Origin of the sequence: Paenarthrobacter sp. Y-19 (genome assembly GCF_029223985.1) — a bacterium.
GTDB classification, from domain to species: Bacteria; Actinomycetota; Actinomycetes; order Actinomycetales; family Micrococcaceae; genus Arthrobacter; species Arthrobacter nicotinovorans.
This window is the reverse complement of record NZ_CP119414.1, coordinates 768152-783874: the sequence shown is the minus strand read 5'-3', so window position 1 is coordinate 783874 and position 15723 is coordinate 768152. Positions and strand designations below refer to the sequence as shown.

General features: G+C 63.0%; 17 protein-coding genes. 6 read left to right on the top strand and 11 right to left on the bottom strand.

The window, feature by feature from the left end; translation table 11 throughout:
• Window position 1: 1 nt before the first annotated feature.
• The 9 genes from PYR64_RS03685 to PYR64_RS03645 all read right to left on the bottom strand — a co-directional run bounded on the left by PYR64_RS03685 (window position 2) and on the right by PYR64_RS03645 (window position 7751).
• Window positions 2-484, bottom strand: coding sequence for a ribose-5-phosphate isomerase (locus PYR64_RS03685; RefSeq protein ID WP_079581175.1), 483 nt, complete (start codon window positions 482-484; stop codon window positions 2-4).
• Complete coding sequence (gene dhaL, locus PYR64_RS03680; RefSeq protein WP_275778421.1) at window positions 481-2235, bottom strand: dihydroxyacetone kinase subunit DhaL; 1755 nt, start codon at window positions 2233-2235, stop codon at window positions 481-483. Before dhaL ends, PYR64_RS03685 begins: the two co-directional genes overlap by 4 nt.
• The gene (locus PYR64_RS03675; protein WP_275778419.1) at window positions 2232-3239 is read right to left on the bottom strand and encodes a sugar phosphate isomerase/epimerase family protein; all 1008 of its coding nucleotides are present in this window, start codon (window positions 3237-3239) and stop codon (window positions 2232-2234) included. Before PYR64_RS03675 ends, dhaL begins: the two co-directional genes overlap by 4 nt.
• Window positions 3240-3470: 231 nt before the next feature.
• A complete protein-coding gene (locus tag PYR64_RS03670; protein WP_039240132.1) occupies window positions 3471-4169 on the bottom strand; it encodes a GntR family transcriptional regulator in 699 nt (232 codons plus the stop codon).
• A gap of 159 nt (window positions 4170-4328) precedes the next feature.
• Window positions 4329-5399: an alkene reductase gene (locus tag PYR64_RS03665; protein WP_064722043.1), complete on the bottom strand. Its 1071-nt coding sequence runs from the start codon at window positions 5397-5399 to the stop codon at window positions 4329-4331.
• 79 nt (window positions 5400-5478) lie between these two features.
• Window positions 5479-6165, bottom strand: a complete 687-nt coding sequence (locus PYR64_RS03660; RefSeq protein WP_275778416.1) for a hypothetical protein — start codon at window positions 6163-6165, stop codon at window positions 5479-5481.
• Window positions 6166-6220: 55 nt separating this feature from the next.
• Window positions 6221-6838, bottom strand: coding sequence for an SIS domain-containing protein (locus tag PYR64_RS03655; protein ID WP_227453693.1), 618 nt, complete (start codon window positions 6836-6838; stop codon window positions 6221-6223).
• Window positions 6839-6865: 27 nt separating this feature from the next.
• Window positions 6866-7393, bottom strand: a complete 528-nt coding sequence (locus tag PYR64_RS03650) for a hypothetical protein (RefSeq protein ID WP_275778413.1) — start codon at window positions 7391-7393, stop codon at window positions 6866-6868.
• Window positions 7394-7547: 154 nt separating this feature from the next.
• Entirely contained in the window at window positions 7548-7751 is a 204-nt protein-coding gene (locus PYR64_RS03645) for a hypothetical protein (RefSeq protein WP_018777115.1), read from the bottom strand.
• Between the two features lie 135 nt (window positions 7752-7886).
• Between PYR64_RS03645 and PYR64_RS03640 the strand changes: the two genes are divergently transcribed.
• Complete coding sequence (locus PYR64_RS03640; RefSeq protein ID WP_275778411.1) at window positions 7887-9137, top strand: zinc-dependent alcohol dehydrogenase; 1251 nt, start codon at window positions 7887-7889, stop codon at window positions 9135-9137.
• Here PYR64_RS03640 and PYR64_RS03635 read toward each other — a convergent pair.
• Window positions 9086-10096 carry an SDR family oxidoreductase gene (locus PYR64_RS03635; RefSeq protein WP_275778409.1) on the bottom strand — a complete coding sequence of 337 codons (1011 nt, stop codon included), beginning with the start codon at window positions 10094-10096 and terminating at the stop codon, window positions 9086-9088. The genes PYR64_RS03640 and PYR64_RS03635 overlap by 52 nt on opposite strands.
• Window positions 10097-10204: 108 nt before the next feature.
• Between PYR64_RS03635 and PYR64_RS03630 the strand changes: the two genes are divergently transcribed.
• Window positions 10205-10390, top strand: a complete 186-nt coding sequence (locus PYR64_RS03630; protein WP_018777112.1) for a CsbD family protein — start codon at window positions 10205-10207, stop codon at window positions 10388-10390.
• 155 nt (window positions 10391-10545) lie between these two features.
• Here PYR64_RS03630 and PYR64_RS03625 read toward each other — a convergent pair whose 3' ends face one another.
• The gene (locus PYR64_RS03625; protein ID WP_275778406.1) at window positions 10546-12273 is read right to left on the bottom strand and encodes a hypothetical protein; all 1728 of its coding nucleotides are present in this window, start codon (window positions 12271-12273) and stop codon (window positions 10546-10548) included.
• 196 nt (window positions 12274-12469) lie between these two features.
• Here PYR64_RS03625 and bioB point away from each other — a divergent pair, with 196 nt between their 5' ends.
• The 4 genes from bioB to PYR64_RS03605 all read left to right on the top strand — a co-directional run bounded on the left by bioB (window position 12470) and on the right by PYR64_RS03605 (window position 15644).
• Window positions 12470-13492, top strand: coding sequence for a biotin synthase BioB (gene bioB, locus PYR64_RS03620; RefSeq protein WP_275778404.1), 1023 nt, complete (start codon window positions 12470-12472; stop codon window positions 13490-13492).
• Between the two features lie 268 nt (window positions 13493-13760).
• Window positions 13761-14240, top strand: a complete 480-nt coding sequence (locus PYR64_RS03615; RefSeq protein ID WP_275778402.1) for a very short patch repair endonuclease — start codon at window positions 13761-13763, stop codon at window positions 14238-14240.
• A gap of 334 nt (window positions 14241-14574) precedes the next feature.
• Window positions 14575-14955 carry an Hpt domain-containing protein gene (locus PYR64_RS03610; protein ID WP_018777108.1) on the top strand — a complete coding sequence of 127 codons (381 nt, stop codon included), beginning with the start codon at window positions 14575-14577 and terminating at the stop codon, window positions 14953-14955.
• A gap of 89 nt (window positions 14956-15044) precedes the next feature.
• A complete protein-coding gene (locus PYR64_RS03605) occupies window positions 15045-15644 on the top strand; it encodes an XRE family transcriptional regulator (RefSeq protein WP_018777107.1) in 600 nt (199 codons plus the stop codon).
• The last annotated feature ends 79 nt before the right edge of the window (window positions 15645-15723 follow it).

The window sequence follows — 15723 nt, the reverse complement described above, 5'->3', positions numbered from 1 at the left end:
ATCAGACTGCCTTTGTGTAGTCGGGCTCGTACGAGCAAATGGCGTCCACCTTGGCGGCGGAGGATGAGTTTTCGTCAAAACGGTGGCTGAGCCACTCTCCGACCAGTTTCTTGGCCAGTTCAAGGCCAATCACCCGTTGGCCGAGGGTGAGGATCTGTGCGTTGTTGCTCAGGACCGAACGTTCCACGGAGTAGCTGTCGTGCGCGGTGACTGCGCGGATGCCGGGCACCTTGTTGGCCGCGATGGCCACACCCAGTCCCGTTCCGCAGATCAGCAGTGCCCGGTCCGCTTCGCCTTCTGCCACCTTGCGGGCAGCGTCGACGGCCACGTGCGGGTAGGCCGTGGAATCGTTGGGACCCACGCCGACGTCGGTCACTGACGCAACACGCGGGTCAGCTTCCAACAGGGCCAGGAGGGCGTTCTTGTATTCCACTCCGGCTTCATCGTTGCCGACGATGATGCGCCAGCCTGGTGTGTTGCTCATTCTGAAGCTCCGTTTCCGGCCGCTGTGGAGGGAGCCGCGACGGCCAGTTGTGAATCGATGTGGTGGGAGATCCTTGCGGCGATCAGGCCGAAGGACACTGCACCGGGATCAGGGTGGCCGATGCTCTTCTCGGCGAGGGGACGTGCGCGGCCCTTGAGCGGCCGGAGGTCAGCGGTATTGGCGGCAGCGGACTCGGCCGCTGCAGCGGCGACTGCCAGTGCGCGGTCAACGGGAGCTCCGCCGTCGAGCTCTGCAAGGAAGGCGTCCCGGAACGGCAGGAGGGCATCCACCATGGTCTTGTCACCGGGGTCGGCCTTGCCGAGTTCGGTGATGGCGCTGGTGAAGGCTTCCACCGCAGCAGCGGCATCCTTGGAACTGTAGGACTCCCGGTTTCCGAGCGACAACCCGGCTGCGATGACTGCCGAACCCCACAGCGCCCCCGAAGTGCCACCGGCCCGCTCACTCCACGCCTCACCGGCGCTGGCAAGAATCCGCGCAACGGAAGAACCGCTCGCAGCTTCTCCGGCCTGCACGGCGGCATCCACGCCGCGGCGCATGCCGATACCGTGGTCGCCGTCGCCGGCGACTGCGTCCAGCTTGCCGAGCTCCTCTTCATGCTCGACGACGACGTCCCGCACCTGGGCGAGGACCGCAATGGCCTGCCGCCCGAGTTCGGCGGCAGCCGGGGTGGGCTGTTCGACGTCGGCGGTTTCGGCGTCGTCGATGGCCGCGGCCGCGCGGGCTGCGCGCGGTGCCATGCTGCCCTTTCGGAAGGCGGGAGTGTCGGCGGGTGCTGCCCAATACTGTTCGAGTTCTTCGTCCAGCCACAGCAGCGTCAGCGAGAGTCCGGACATGTCCAGGCTGGTCACCAGCTCGCCGCATTCAGGTTCAACGACCGTCAGTCCTGCGGCACTGAGCAGTTTTTCGATCTTCCCGAACAGCAGGAAAAGTTCGTCGTATTTGACGGTGCCCAGTCCGTTGACGATCGCTACGACGCGGTCCCCCGCGTCCTCCGGCTTGTCGGCCAGCAGCTTGGACACCAGGAGATCGGCGAGCTCGGAGGCCGTGGGCATGGGGTGCTCGGAGATGCCGGGTTCGCCGTGGATCCCCAGGCCGAGGGACATCTGGCCGGCAGGGACATGGAACAGCGGATCCGTGGCTCCCGGGAGCGTGCAACCGTCGAACGCCACACCGAGGGAACGTGTGCGGTAGTTGGTCTTGATGGCCAAACGCTCGACGTCGTCGAGGTTCAGTCCTGCTTCTGCGGCGGCGCCGGCAATTTTGAAGACCGTGAGGTCCCCTGCAATGCCGCGGCGCTTTTCGATCTGCTCAATAGGCGCACTGGCGATGTCGTCGGTGACGGTGACCGTGCGGGTTTCGATGCCCTCGGCGTTAAGCCGCAGCTGGGCCTGGCCGAAGTGGAGGACGTCGCCGGCGTAGTTTCCGTAGCTGAGGAGGACTCCCCCGCCCGCATTTGCAGCCTTGGCCACGCGGTAGACTTGGCCGGCCGCCGGGGAGGCGAACATGTTGCCGCACGCCGAACCAGCCGCAAGGCCGGGTCCGACGAGTCCTGCGAAGGCCGGGTAATGCCCGGAACCGCCACCAACCACCAGCGCCACCTGGCCGGCGGGTACTTCGGTGGAGCGCACCACTCCGCCGTCCACCCTGGCTACGTAGCCGCGGTTGGCAGCGACGAAACCGTCGAGGGCTTCGTCGGCGAAGTCTGCCGGGTTGTCAAAGATCTGTGTCATTTCGCGGCTCCTGCCAACGCTGCCACGGGTTGCTGCCGTCCCTGGGCGACCTGGCTCGTTCCCAGCGCATAGCCATCGGACTTCGGGAGGACGTGCCGGCGGAGGTAGTCCTGGTTGCTCGCGGTCACGCTGAGGCCGTCTCCGCCGTAGTGCTCAGTGCAGAGGATGCCCTGGAAGCCCACCGAAAGCGCCACTTTGAAGGCCTCGCGGTAGTTGATGAGTCCGCTTTCCATCGGGGCAGGCATGGTGATGTAGCTGTCGCGGGCTACGTCTTCGTCGCGGATGTAGTTCTTCATGTGCCAGTAGTTGGAGTAGGGGAGGGTCTTGGCCACCATTTCCCGCCAGTCCTCAATGGGCCTGTGGAGGCGGATCAGGTTGCCAAGGTCCGGGTTCAGGCCAACGTTGTCCAGGCCGATGTCCTGGACCAGCTGAACGGAAGAGTCGGAGGTGCCCAGGTAGGTGTCCTCATACATTTCCAAGGAGAGCAGGATGCCGGCCTCTGCTGCGTGCTTTCCGAGTTCCCGGATACGGGAGACCGCGTTGCCCCATGCTTCCTTGTCCCCGACCGGATCCTTGTAGCCCTCCACGGTCCAGAACCAGAGTTGTTTCTGCTGCTCGGCAGTGATGGCCTGGTGGAGTCCGATGGAGACAACTTCGCAACCGAGCTCTGCGGCGGCGTCGATGGTGCGGTGGCTGTAGGCGAGGTTGTCGGCCCAGTCCGTGGTGTGGATGACGCTGCGACGAATTGCTGAGATCACCGGCATCCCGATGCCCACATGGTCCGCGGTCTGCTTGAACTCGGCGAGGCGGTCCTTGCTGAGGTCTCCCGGACGGACCCAGCTGTCGGTCAGGTCGGCGTTCGCGAACCCTGCTTCCTTCACTTCCTGAAGGACTTCGGCCCAAACGGAAGCATCGGCGTCGTTGATGTCCCGGCCCGTGCTGTCGGTGCCCGGGAACTGCAGGAGGGCCGCTGTAATGGGCCAATTCTCGGCGGTATACGCCATGATGATCACTCCTTCGTGGAATCCTGTTTCCTATAGGATTTACGAACAGAGAGGAACTGTCAAGCCTTTTCGGAAACTTCCTAGATCCTATATGTCATACATATGTCTGTGAAGGGGGTCACAGGAGCTGATGACGGGGCGCACGGGGCTCTGCGGGCATGCGCGTGCGGTCAGCGGGCAAGTCCATGCCCGAACCAGACGCGGGCCGGTTAGTCTGCCGGCGTCGGCCGGTTAGTCTGCCGGCGCGTCCGCGATCGCCCGGCCGCGCACCTTTTCCACGTGCTCGGTCATTTTCCGCGCGGCTTTCTCCGGGTCGCCGCTCATCATCGCATCCAGCACGGCCTGGTGCTCGGAGATTGCCTGCTCAGCATCAGTGATGCCCACTCCCCCGAACAGCCTGAAGCGCTGAATCTGTCCGCCCAGGGTGTTATAGGCCGCCAAGAGGAACTGGTTGCTGGCCTGGGCCGCAATGAGCTGGTGGAATCGCTCGTCCGCTTCGAGATAGTTGCGGTATTCAGCGAACGTCCCGCCCCTGGGAGCTGTCTTCAAGTCCTCCACAGCCTGCTTCAGTGCTTCCAAGCCCTCCGGGGTCATGCGGGCACACGCCAGGCGGGCGTTGACGGGCTCAATTGAGAGCCGGGCTTCCATCAATTCGGCGAAGTCTTCGCGGGTGAAGACCGGCGCCACCCGGTAACCCTTCAGCGCGACACGACGCACCATCCCCGTATGCTCCAAGCGGGCCAGCGCCTCACGCACCGGCGTCGGCGAAACGTCCAGTTCCCGCGCCATTCCGTCGATGCTGACGGCAGCTCCGGGCTCCAACCGGCCGTCCATGAGCCATTCGAGCAAGGCTTCATACACGTGGTCGGCCAGGACTTGGCGACTGACAGGAAAGCCGGGGCGGGCGACTGCCGGCGAAGGTTGAGACATGCCACAAATCCTATAGGAACGCGGACCCATGGCCGATAGGGAGACGTCGTCACATTGCGCTCGATGCCGGTAGTTACAGGTGACCGGTACTTAAGGCACGACGCCGGCACGCACCACTGGAAACGAGTGGTGAGTGCCGGCGTCGTGGCGTGCTGTGGGTTAGTTCGCGTAGAACGGGTAGTCCGTGTAACCCTCGGCGCCGTCCGCGTAGAACGTCGAAGCGTCCGGTTCGTTCAGCGGCAGGCTTTCACGCCAGCGGCGGGCAAGGTCCGGATTCGCGATGGCGGGACGGCCAACCACTACGGCGTCGGCGAGGCCTTCTTCGATGATGGCGAACGCTTCATCGCGGGTAGTGATCTCGCTAAAGCCGGTGTTGACCAGGAAAGTGCCGTTGAAACGCTCGCGAAGATCCTGGACCAGCGCACCCTTGGGCTCGTGGTGCAGGATGCTCAGGTACGCAAGGTTGAGCGGGGCGATGGTGTCCACCAGCACTTCGTAGGTGGCCCGGACATCGGTGGCATCCGTCTCGGCGATCCCCTGCACGTTGTGCTCCGGGGAGATCCGGATGCCAACGCGGTTGGCACCCAAGGCTTCCACCACAGCGTTGACGGTCTCGATCACGAAGCGTGCGCGGTTCTCGGGAGAACCACCGTAGCTGTCGGTACGGACGTTGGAATTCGGGGCAAGGAACTCGTGCAGGAGGTAACCGTTGGCGGAGTGGAGCTCAACGCCGTCGAAGCCGGCCGCAATGGCATTCTTGGACGCGGTGACGATCTCCTGGATCACTCCCGGGAGCTCGTCAGTGCGGAGTTCACGCGGCACGGGGTAGGCCTGCTTGCCCTGCGGGGTCCGTACCTCACCGTCAATGGCTACCGCGCTGGGAGCCACGATCTCGTGGCCACCAGTGATGTCGGCATGCGAAACCCGGCCGCCGTGCATGATCTGGGCGAACATCCGGCCACCCTCTGCGTGAACGGCATCAGTCACCTTTTTCCATCCGGCAATCTGGTCCTCGGTCACGAGGCCAGGCTGCCCCGGGTAAGACTGGCCTGCCGGCGTCGGGTAGGTTCCTTCGCTCACGATCAAGCCCAAGGAGGCGCGTTGACGGTAGTGCTCGGCGATCAAGGAACCGGGCACACCCTGTTCGCCGGCGCGGAGTCGCGTCAGCGGGGCCATTACCAGTCGGTTGGAAAGTTCAAGCTCGCCGAGGGCCAAGGGGGAAAACAGCATGCGCAGTTCCTTTCAGAATGAAACAGGTTCACTGCGCACAACTGCATGGCGTCTGCAACTATTCCGACTGAGTGGCAGATCACATCCTCGTGGCCGCTCCTGCTTCGCCAGGTCCCCCCGCTTGCTGATCCAGCAACGCATTCACTCTGCGGAGGTAGGAGCCCCAGTAGCGGCGGTATTCTTCTCCTTCCAAGGAGAAGTCACCAGAGACTTCAAGGTCGCTCTCAATGGTCAGCCGGGATCCGCCTCCAGTGCCCTCCAGCCTGTACCTCGTCAGCATGTCAGGGCCGACCGGCACCCGCGGGCGGGTGACGGCCAGCTGCTCCGGAACCTCTTCGACGACTTCCAGTACGCCGATGTAGCCGTTGCGGTGGAAGAAACACTGAAGTTCGCCCGGCCCATCCGGAATAGCCGGCACGGACAGGGCGTGGTACACGCCGTCCTCCAAGGAGAGGGACGACTCAGCAGGGCGAATGACGGCCCACACGGCGGACGGTGAGTGTGCAAAATCCTCGGAGGCAACGACGGTGGTCGTCGTCGACTCCCGCGCGATGGCCCCGGGAGACCCAACAGCGCTCCCGGCCTTGCTTTTCCGCCCAAGCATCACCCCCTGAACGAAGGTCAGCAACAGGCCACCGACCACCAAGGCAAGAACAGGGATGCCCCGGTTGTCGTTGCGCTGCAGCATGGATGCACCAAGGACACTAAGGGACACCAGCCCTGAGAGCGCCAGCACCGCAAAATAGCCAATAACAGTACTTTTCACAGGGATAGAGTGTCACGGCCACGCGCCCAGCCCGGGGTGACACACGCCGCCGCTGTTACTTGGTCAGCTCCCGCATGGACTCGTCGAAGCACTCACAGAGGGCAAGGACGGCCACCAGGTGCGCTTCCTCGGCATGTGGGGGGTCCGTGTTGATGTTGATCGCTTCGCTGACGGATTGGGCCAGGTCCTTGGAGTCCCTGCCTGTCAGAGCCCACACCTTGGCGCCGGCGGCTTTGGCAGCGGTCGCGGCGTTGCGGAGATCGTCCGTAATCCCCTTGGCAGCCAGGAGCACCACGATGTCTCCCTGCCTGACCACTGAGGGAATTTGGTCACTGATGGTTTCCCCGGTTTCCTTGCTGGCGACGATGGCCGTGAACGAGCCGGGGCTGCCGTCGTGAGGATGCGCAGCGCCATGGGCGGTCAGCTCGGAGGTAAACCGGTCGGCTTCGTGGGCTGAGCCGTCGCTTCCGGCAGCGAACACACTGCCTCCCCGCAGGCGGACACGGGCCAGCTCTTCGCCCCACTCGGCGAGCCTGGACGACTCCCGGCGCAATGCCGCCACGGCCGGGCCGATCTCACCAAGGTGGCCAAGGACGACGTCGACCGCATGTCGGTTCGCCTTCGACTCCGTACCGCGGATCGCCTGACCTGTCCGTCTCACCACAATGCTCACTTTCCTACCTCCGCTTCGTCGTTGAAACTACAGGTTCCTTTCATCCTCACGCGTCGAGCCGTCGCGCCTGCTCCGGTCGCGTGTGAGCCGCTCACCCTCAGCCAGATTGGAGCGGTCAGATGCGTCGGCACGGTTCCCGTCGTGGGAACCGTTCACGTCCTCGGCACGGTCCGCGCCGGCGGTGCCGCGGTCGTTTGCGCGGCTGGCATCGGCGGGCCGGGCCGATGCGGCATTCGGATCAAGCTTTTCGGCATGCCGAAGGTGTTCCTCGACGCGTCCGTGCGCTTCGTCGGCCTTTTCCGCGTGCTTTTCGGCGTCCATACGGAGCCGGTTCGCTTCGGCTTCAGCTTGCAAAGCATTGGCCTCGGCTTGGGCAGCATCCGCTTTGGCTTGATGGGCGCCAATGGCTTCTTCCTGCGCCTTTTCGCGCAATTCCTCGGCCCTGCGATGGTTGGCTTCGGCCTTCTTGCGGCGTCCGACGACGACCGCGAAGATCACAGCGGCGATGACCACCACGGCCAGCACGATGATCAGTACCAGTTGTCCTGTATCCATAAGGATTACCTCCCTGGTGAGCGGGCTTCTGTGGGCGCCGCTCGCGGCCCTCGCTGTGCTTAATATCCGAGTCGTACCCAGATCGGGTTATTCCTAAACGTTTCCGGGTCCGCCTCTCCTTTATGGTAGCTAGTTATCAGGTTACTTACTAGTTTCAGCTGCCGGTCTCCTCCGGATCTTCCCTGGCGCGCTTCGCGTCCGGCGTCTCCCCGGAGTCATCCGGGACAAAAGTAGGGTCCAGTTCAGTTGTGAAGTCGCCCGATCCGGCGGTGCCTTTGTCATGTTCGACGGCGGCAGGCGCCGCTTGCCCGGACTGTTCCGCTGGCGTCTCTCCAGCCTTGTTTGCTTCCTCGCTCATGGCCTCAATGTAGGCTTCGCCGGGGAAGCGTGTCGAGAGCGGGCGACCTTGTGCCTCGGCATGATCTCTGTTTCGCTGGGAAGGTCTCCAGAAGAGCGGGACCCACCCCCAGCAGCACAGCAGGGAGATCCAAAAGTGAAAGCAGTGACATGGCAAGGCCGGCGCTCACTCAGCGTCGAAGACGTTCCGGACCCCTCCATCCAGGAGCCCACGGACGCGATTGTCCGCATCACCTCCACAGCCATCTGCGGCTCGGACCTTCACCTGTATGAAGTCCTGGGACCGTACATGCATAAAGGCGACGTCATTGGCCACGAGCCCATGGGCATCGTGGAAGAAGTGGGATCCGGGGTCCATCGCCTCAAGAAGGGCGACCGCGTGGTTGTCCCCTTCAACATTTCGTGCGGGCACTGCTACATGTGCAACCTGGGCCTGCAGTCCCAGTGCGAAACCACTCAGGTCAAAGCAAAGGGTTCTGGAGCGGCTCTGTTTGGCTATTCCGAGCTGTACGGCTCCGTTCCGGGCGGACAGGCCCAGTACCTGCGGGTGCCCTTCGCGGACTACGGCCCCGTGAAAGTGGACTCGGACGCGCCGGACGAGCGCTATCTTTTCCTCTCCGATATTCTGCCCACCGCGTGGCAGGCAGTGGAGTACGCCAATGTTCCCGAAGGTGGAACCCTGGCGGTCCTGGGCCTGGGACCGGTAGGCCAGTTTGTCACCAGAATCGGCCTGCACAAGGGCTTCCGGGTCATTGGCGTCGATCCCGTTCCGGAACGGCGTGCCATGGCAGAGTCGCGTGGTGTGGAAACGCTGGACTACAGTTCGGACGTTTCCGGAAAAGTCCGCGAGGAAACGCTTGGCCGGGGGCCCGACGCCGTGGTTGACGCCGTGGGCATGGAAGCGCATGGCTCCCCGGTGGCTTCCTTCCTTCACCGGGCGGTATCCCTCCTTCCGGACAAGCCCGCACAGGTCGCCATGGAGACCATGAGTGTGGACCGGCTTGCCGCGCTCCACACGGCCGTGGATATGGTCCGCCGCGGTGGCACCATTTCCTTGAGCGGCGTCTACGGCGGCCAAGCCGACCCCATGCCCCTCATGACCATGTTCGATAAGCAGATCCAGCTCCGCATGGGTCAATGCAATGTACGCAGCTGGATGGACGACCTGCTCCCGTTGGTAGAGGACGACGCCGATCCCCTGGGAGTGATGAACCTGGTCACGCACACCGGTGGCCTGGATGAGGCGCCTGCGCTCTACGAGAAGTTCCAGAAGAAGCAGGACGGCTGCATCAAGGTGGTGCGAAGCCCTGACGGTGGGACGGGTATCCCGGACGCCTACGCCAGATGCTTTCCGCCCGTGACACCGATGACCGAGCCCGAAATGTAGCTGGAATCCTCGGTGGCCAGCAACACATAGGCAGCCGCGAGTTCGGCGGGCTGTCCGGCCCGGCCCAGCGGAATGCCCAAAGGGGACTCCCCCCGTTCTTCGTGGGCTGGGTTCTGCGCGGGCGGGGCGGACGGTTGCGCCGTTGTTCCTATGTCCCCGGGAGCAACGGCGTTGACGCGGATCCCCCGGGGTCCCAAGGCTTCGGCCAAGGAAAAAGTCATGCTGTTGACGGCTGCTTTGCTGGCGGCAAAGTCGAGCAGCCACCGGCCGGGTTGGTAGGCCTGGTATGAGGAAGTGTTGATGATGGCAGCCCCGGGCTGCAGATGCGGCAGTGCAGCCTTGCAGAGCCAGAACAGGGCGTAGACGTTGGTTTTGAAGGTCCGGTCGAACTGTTCGTTGCCCAGGTCTTCAAGACCATGGCTGGTAAAGAGCTGATAGCCGGCATTGTTCACCAGGACATTGAGTCCGCCGAATTCGGCAACGGTCTGCGCTACGGCTTCCTGGCAGAACTCCTCGTCCTGCAGGTCACCGGGAAGGGCGAGCGCCCGACTTCCGGCGTCTTCGATGAGTTTGACGGTTTGCTCGGCCTCCTGCTCATCCTCCGGAAGATACGTAAAAGCGACGTCGGCGCCTTCACGGGCGTAGGCGAGCGCCACGGCCCTGCCGATACCGCGTTCACCGCCGGTGATCAACGTGCGCATGCCCATCATCCGGTGGTGGCCAACATAGTTGCGCTCGCCGTAGTCCGGGCGGGCAATCCCGGCCTCAGCCCACCCCGGGTCCTGGAGCTGAGGCCCGCTGGCTGCGGCCGGGTTTGCGCCAACAGGAGCTTCGGATTCCTGGGCGTCGTCTTCGGGAGGATCCTCGGAAGGCCGGATTACCTGGTTCACAAAGGCCATCGCGATGTCCTCATCCAAGTCCGCTTGTCCCGATTCCCCATTCGGGGTGTCCTGAACCATGGCTTCAGTGTAAGCATCCTGGCCGCTGGCGGAGTACGTTCAGGAAGTACCCAGAATTGCTCGTTAGCCTAGCAATTGTCAGCGTTGGACTACATCGAAGGAGATCCCATGGGACTCGGAGACAAGATCAGCAACAAGGCACAGGAAGTCACCGGCAAGGCCAAGGAAGCCTTGGGTGACGCCACGAACAACGAGAAACTGCAGGCCGAAGGTGTTGCCGACCAGGCAGCAGCCAAGACCAAGCAGGCAGGCGAGAACGTCAAGGACGCCGCGAAGGACGCCTTCGACAAGTAAGCCCCACAGCTCGACCAACAAACGCAGAACACACAGCAGAACGCCCCGGCTCCCCCAAAGGAAGCCGGGGCGTTCTGCGTCGGCCAAGCAAGTAGCAATCAATGCCGTCCGGGTTCTGATAACCGCGTCGGCCGCTCCCCGTTGGGTGGGTCCGGCTACTTTTGAGCGGGAAGGACCAGGCCGCCCGACTTGTCCGTGGACAAGGCGAGGGACGAGATGTACTGCGGTTCGCCGTCGGGACCGTCCTGGCCGGAGCGGAGCATGTCGGGGCGTTCGAACTCCAGGCCTGTGACGTGGCAGAGGAGCTTGGCGTCGCTTGGGTTGCCGTCGGCGTCGAACATCGGCAGCTCGATGCCGTCGTCGGTGCGGCGCAAGTAGTAGCGGCCCTTGGTCGCCAGAGCCAGCACCGGCGGCAGCACCAACGCCAGGCCCACAGCGAAGATCGGCGAGAACGGCTGGACGGCGGAGCCGAAAGCACTGAAGAACACCGCGATGGAAACTCCGGCGGAAACCAGCATGGACACGAAGCCCACCGGGTTCACGGCGTACAGCATGCCGCGCCGGAATTCCGGAACCTTGGGCGAGATCTTCAGCAGGTACTTGTTGATGGCGATGTCCGAGGCTACCGTGACCACCCACGCCATGGCGCAGTTGGCGTAGAAGCCCAGAATGGTGTTGAGGAACTCGAACATGTTCGACTCCATGAGGATCAATGCGATCACCAGATTCACCACCACGAACACCATGCGACCCGGGTAGGTCTTGGTGATGCGGGTAAAGGAGTTGGTCCAGGCAAGTGATCCGGAGTAGGCGTTGGTCACGTTGATCTTGATCTGCGAAATGACCACCAGCACCACGGCCAGGGTCATGGCGAGCCAGGCCGGCATCATCTCTTCGTAGACGCCCAGGAACTGGTGGACCGGCTCATTGGCGTGGACTGCGGCTGCGGGGTCGAGCTTGGCGATGAGGTAGATGGCGATGAACAGGCCGATGATCTGCTTGATGGCGCCGAAGATCACCCAGCCCGGCCCGGCGAGGATCACTGCACGCCACCAGGCGCCCTTGTTTTCGGCGGTCTTGGGCGGCATGAAGCGCAGGTAGTCGATCTGCTCGGCGATCTGGGCCATCAGGGACAGACAGACGCCTGCGGCCAGCATCACCGACGCCAGGTTGGGTCCGCCGTCGCCCGAAGCACCGGTGAACGCGAAGAAGGCGTCGATGCTCTCAGGGTGCGAAAGAAGAAGGTAGCCCACCGGAACCACCATCAGAAGGAGCCATAGGGGCGTGGTCCATACCTGCAGCGTGGCCAGGGTCTTCATCCCGTAGATCACCAGCGGAATGATGATGATGGTGGACACGGCATAGCCGATCCACTGCGGAATGCCCAGGCCCAGCTGGAGGCCCTGGGCCATGATGGAGCCTTCCAAGGCGAAGAAAATAAACGTGAAGGTGGCAAAGATGATGTTGGTGACCACCGAGCCGTAGTAACCAAAACCAGAGCCACGGGTGATGAGGTCAAGATCGATGTTGTAACGGGCCGCGTAGTAGGCAAGCGGAAAACCTGTGGCGAAGATGATCACGGCGGCCACGATGATGCCGAAGATGGCATTCACCGTTCCATAGGCAATCCCGATGTTCGCTCCAATGGAGAAGTCGGCCAGGTACGCAATTCCACCCAGGGCGCTGGTTGCCACCACGCCGGCGCTCCACTTCCGGTAGGAACGCGGTGCGAACCGGAGCGTGTAGTCCTCCAGGCTTTCTTTCGCTGCGCTCATTGCGTCGGCGTTGCCTGACGCTGGAACGGTTGAGGTGCCGTTGACGACGGCGGGGCCTGCCGCCGTCGTCGGCTCCAGCGTTGCGGTACTCGTCGTGTCGTCGCTCATGCGGGCTCGCTTTCTTCGTGGGTCCTGGGCTCGTCCACGACGCTAGTCACGCAGCGCGTCAATTCAGTCACGGGCGTGTTTCGCAGTTGTAACTTCTGCATCAGGGCTACCAAAGCTTCCATCACCAAAATCCCGGATCACCCTTTGTGCGCACCCCACAAAATGCCCTTCCACCTGCACGGATACCGTCGAGGACATGACCCACGCACCCCAGGAAAAGACCGTCCACGCCATTCTTGACACCGCCCGTCGGCAGGTCCTGGAACGCGGCGAGGGCCTGAACGAAGACCAGCTTGTCGAGATTCTGCGGCTGCCTGATGAGGCCATCCCGGCGGCACTTCAACTCGCGCACGAAGTTCGGCTGAAACACTGCGGCGAGGACGTGGAGGTGGAAGGCATCATCTCCATCAAGACCGGAGGCTGCCCTGAAGACTGCCATTTCTGCAGCCAGTCAGGACTGTTCGACTCCCCCGTCCGCGGGGTCTGGCTGGACATCCCGGAACTCGTCAAGGCAGCCAAGGAAACCGCCGCGACAGGTGCCACGGAGTTCTGCATCGTCGCCGCCGTACGTGGCCCCGACATCAAGCTCATGAACCAGATCAAGTTCGCGATCGACCGCATCAACGAAGAAGTGGACATCAACATCGCGTGCTCCCTGGGCATGCTCACCCAGCGCCAGGTGGACCAGCTGGCCGGGTGGGGCGTGCACCGGTACAACCACAACCTCGAAACGGCCCGCAGCTACTTTCCCGAGGTCGTCACCACGCACAGCTACGAAGAACGCCTCGAAACCTGCGCCATGGTCAAGGCTGCCGGCATGGAACTCTGCTGCGGCGCCCTGATCGGCATGGGCGAATCCGTGGAGCAACGCGCCGAACTGGCCACCCAGCTCGCCGCCCTTGAACCGCACGAAGTCCCCCTGAACTTCCTCAATCCCCGCCCCGGAACGCCTTTGGAGAACCAAGGGATCATGGACGGCAAGGACGCCCTCCGCGCCATCGCCGCCTTCCGCCTCGCCATGCCACGCACCGTGCTCCGCTACGCGGGAGGACGCGAACTGACACTCGGCGACCTCGGCACCCGGGAGGGTCTCCTCGGCGGGATCAACGCCGTCATTGTCGGCAACTACCTCACCACCTTGGGCCGTCCTGCCAACGCCGACCTCAATCTCCTGGTGGAGCTGAACATGCCCATCAAGGAGCTCCAGAAGTCGCTGTGAGGGCCGCGGTGCCGCCCGCCTACTGCGGGCACTGCGGAGGTGAGGGCCCGACGTCGGACGCTCATCAAAGCTGCCGACAGCAGTTGGTGATGGAGCCGCCGCGCTATTGCCCGGCGTGTCGGAGGCGCATGAAGGTCCAGGTCACGCCGTTGGGGTGGACGGCCGAGTGTTCACGCCACCCCCTCACGAGTTTTTGTACAGATAATGCTCCTAAAAGCGCTCCATAAGGCCATTATCTGTACAAAAACTCCCTGGGTAGAGTGGTCTTATGGGCGTAAGCCGGGACCTGTTGACACCGGAGCAGCGCAGCCGCAACATGTCCAAAATCCGGGGAAAGGACACCAAACCGGAGTTGCTGGTCCGCAGGCTCCTGCATGCCAAGGGCTACAGGTATCGCCTGCACGGCCAATCCGGCGGATCAAAGCTCCCCGGCCGGCCCGATCTGGTGTTCGCCGGCCGCCGCAAGGTCATCTTCGTCAACGGCTGCTTCTGGCATTTCCACGACTGCAAGGCCGGCCTGCATGCTCCTGCCGCGAATGCGGACTTCTGGGCGGCCAAGCGTTCCCGGACCCGGGAGCGGGATGCCCGGCAGCGGGAGCAACTCGGTGCGTCCGGCTGGCAGGTGCTGACGGTCTGGGAATGCGAGCTGAAGGATCTTCCGGTTCTCGAAAACCGCTTGACGGATTTCCTGGGCAGGCGCGCCGGCTACGGCCTGGAGGACGTTGAGGGGGCAGATTCGACGGGGTGATCGGAGCCAACACTGTGTGATCCCTGCTCCCAGAGAGCATAGGCCGCGGTCCCGCCGATGCCGAGGAGGATCGCCAGGCAAAAGGCAATAGTGACCATCAGCCCAGGCGATGGGCGAGCACTGCTGTCCACGCTTTTCCCCTCTCCTTGGTAGACGCTGGAAGGTCCCCCGGATCAGGGATTTCTTCTGTTCGCCCTACTCTGCGGCCCGGGAATCAAGACTCCCTCTGAGTCCGCTCAAGATTGGATCAAGCTTTGCTTTTATGGCACTTCCGCTGTTCCACGGGTTCTACTGTTGAAGCGTGAATCGATTGTTCGGAGGCGGGAGGGGTTTGGTGTCTGAGTATGACGAGTGCACAGACGCCTTGGTGGATCACACCGTTCTCACTGGACTCCAAGCCGAGCTCGGCGGCGACCCCACCATCATCCACGCATTCGTTCGCAATTACGTGGCCCTGCTGCCCTGGCGGGTTTCCCGGCTGCACCGCGCCCTGGACAATCTCGACATCGAAGACGCCATGGACGCGGTCCTGAGCTTGAAGACGTCCAGCCATATGGTGGGGGCGATCTGCATGGAGCGCCTGGCGACGGAACTGGAGATGAGCATCCGGTTGCTGCCCACTGCCGATCACCTGCACGAACTGACGGATCAAGTCCGTGCGATCGAGAACTTCGTCTTCGGGACCATCCGGGAGCTGGAAACCCCGATTCCGTAAAATTCTTCACCTTAATGAAGAAAACCATTGACTCGCTAAAAATCTTCACTATAGTTGTGTGAGTTAGCTCACCAACGAAGGATGCGGCAATGACCACCGAGACTCCTGCCCCACCAGCCACCAGCGAACTGCTGGCGACTGTAGGAAACAAGGTGCGCACCATGCGCAAGGCAAAGGGCATGACCCTCGCCCAACTCTCGGACATTACAGGCCTCAGCCAGGCAATCGTCAGCCAGATCGAACGCGGCATGGCCAACCCTTCCTTCACCACGTTGGCCCAGCTGGCCCACGGCCTGGACATCCCCGTAGGGAGATTCTTCATAGGCCAGGACGAATCAAAGTCCCCCGTGGTCCGCAGGTCCGATCGACGCAACCTGAAGAACGTCACGCGCGAATCCGTCGGTGAAGCAGTACATGAACTGCTCACCCCGAACCGCGATGGAAGCATCGAAGCACAGTGGATCAGCACGCCCCCAGGGCACGACACCAGCGACACCCCTTTTACCCACAGCGGTGAAGAGTTCTGCTACATCATCTCCGGCCGTAAAGACGTCTATTTGAACGGCGTCTGCTACAGCCTCGAAGAGGGCGACTCCATCACCTACTCCTCAGAGATCCCCCACTGGTACAAGAACAGCTACGAAGAGGTATGCGTAGCCATCTGGGTCAACGCACCACACGCGTGGTAACCCTGCCGCCGTACAACGGCGCCGGCGTTTTCCCTTAACCGTCCGGGCACGAACACGTGGCCGCTGACACTCCTTGCCA

Bases quoted from the DNA above. Each gene is read 5' to 3' on its own strand.
- PYR64_RS03685 (WP_079581175.1), bottom strand. From the start codon at position 484: ATGAGCAACACACCAGGCTGGCGCATCATCGTCGGCAACGATGAAGCC.
- dhaL (WP_275778421.1), bottom strand. From the start codon at position 2,235: ATGACACAGATCTTTGACAACCCGGCAGACTTCGCCGACGAAGCCCTC.
- PYR64_RS03675 (WP_275778419.1), bottom strand. From the start codon at position 3,239: ATGGCGTATACCGCCGAGAATTGGCCCATTACAGCGGCCCTCCTGCAG.
- PYR64_RS03670 (WP_039240132.1), bottom strand. From the start codon at position 4,169: ATGTCTCAACCTTCGCCGGCAGTCGCCCGCCCCGGCTTTCCTGTCAGT.
- PYR64_RS03665 (WP_064722043.1), bottom strand. From the start codon at position 5,399: ATGCTGTTTTCCCCCTTGGCCCTCGGCGAGCTTGAACTTTCCAACCGA.
- PYR64_RS03650 (WP_275778413.1), bottom strand. From the start codon at position 7,393: ATGGATACAGGACAACTGGTACTGATCATCGTGCTGGCCGTGGTGGTC.
- PYR64_RS03645 (WP_018777115.1), bottom strand. From the start codon at position 7,751: ATGAGCGAGGAAGCAAACAAGGCTGGAGAGACGCCAGCGGAACAGTCC.
- PYR64_RS03635 (WP_275778409.1), bottom strand. From the start codon at position 10,096: ATGGTTCAGGACACCCCGAATGGGGAATCGGGACAAGCGGACTTGGAT.
- PYR64_RS03630 (WP_018777112.1), top strand. From the start codon at position 10,205: ATGGGACTCGGAGACAAGATCAGCAACAAGGCACAGGAAGTCACCGGC.
- PYR64_RS03625 (WP_275778406.1), bottom strand. From the start codon at position 12,273: ATGAGCGACGACACGACGAGTACCGCAACGCTGGAGCCGACGACGGCG.
- bioB (WP_275778404.1), top strand. From the start codon at position 12,470: ATGACCCACGCACCCCAGGAAAAGACCGTCCACGCCATTCTTGACACC.
- PYR64_RS03615 (WP_275778402.1), top strand. From the start codon at position 13,761: ATGGGCGTAAGCCGGGACCTGTTGACACCGGAGCAGCGCAGCCGCAAC.
- PYR64_RS03605 (WP_018777107.1), top strand. From the start codon at position 15,045: ATGACCACCGAGACTCCTGCCCCACCAGCCACCAGCGAACTGCTGGCG.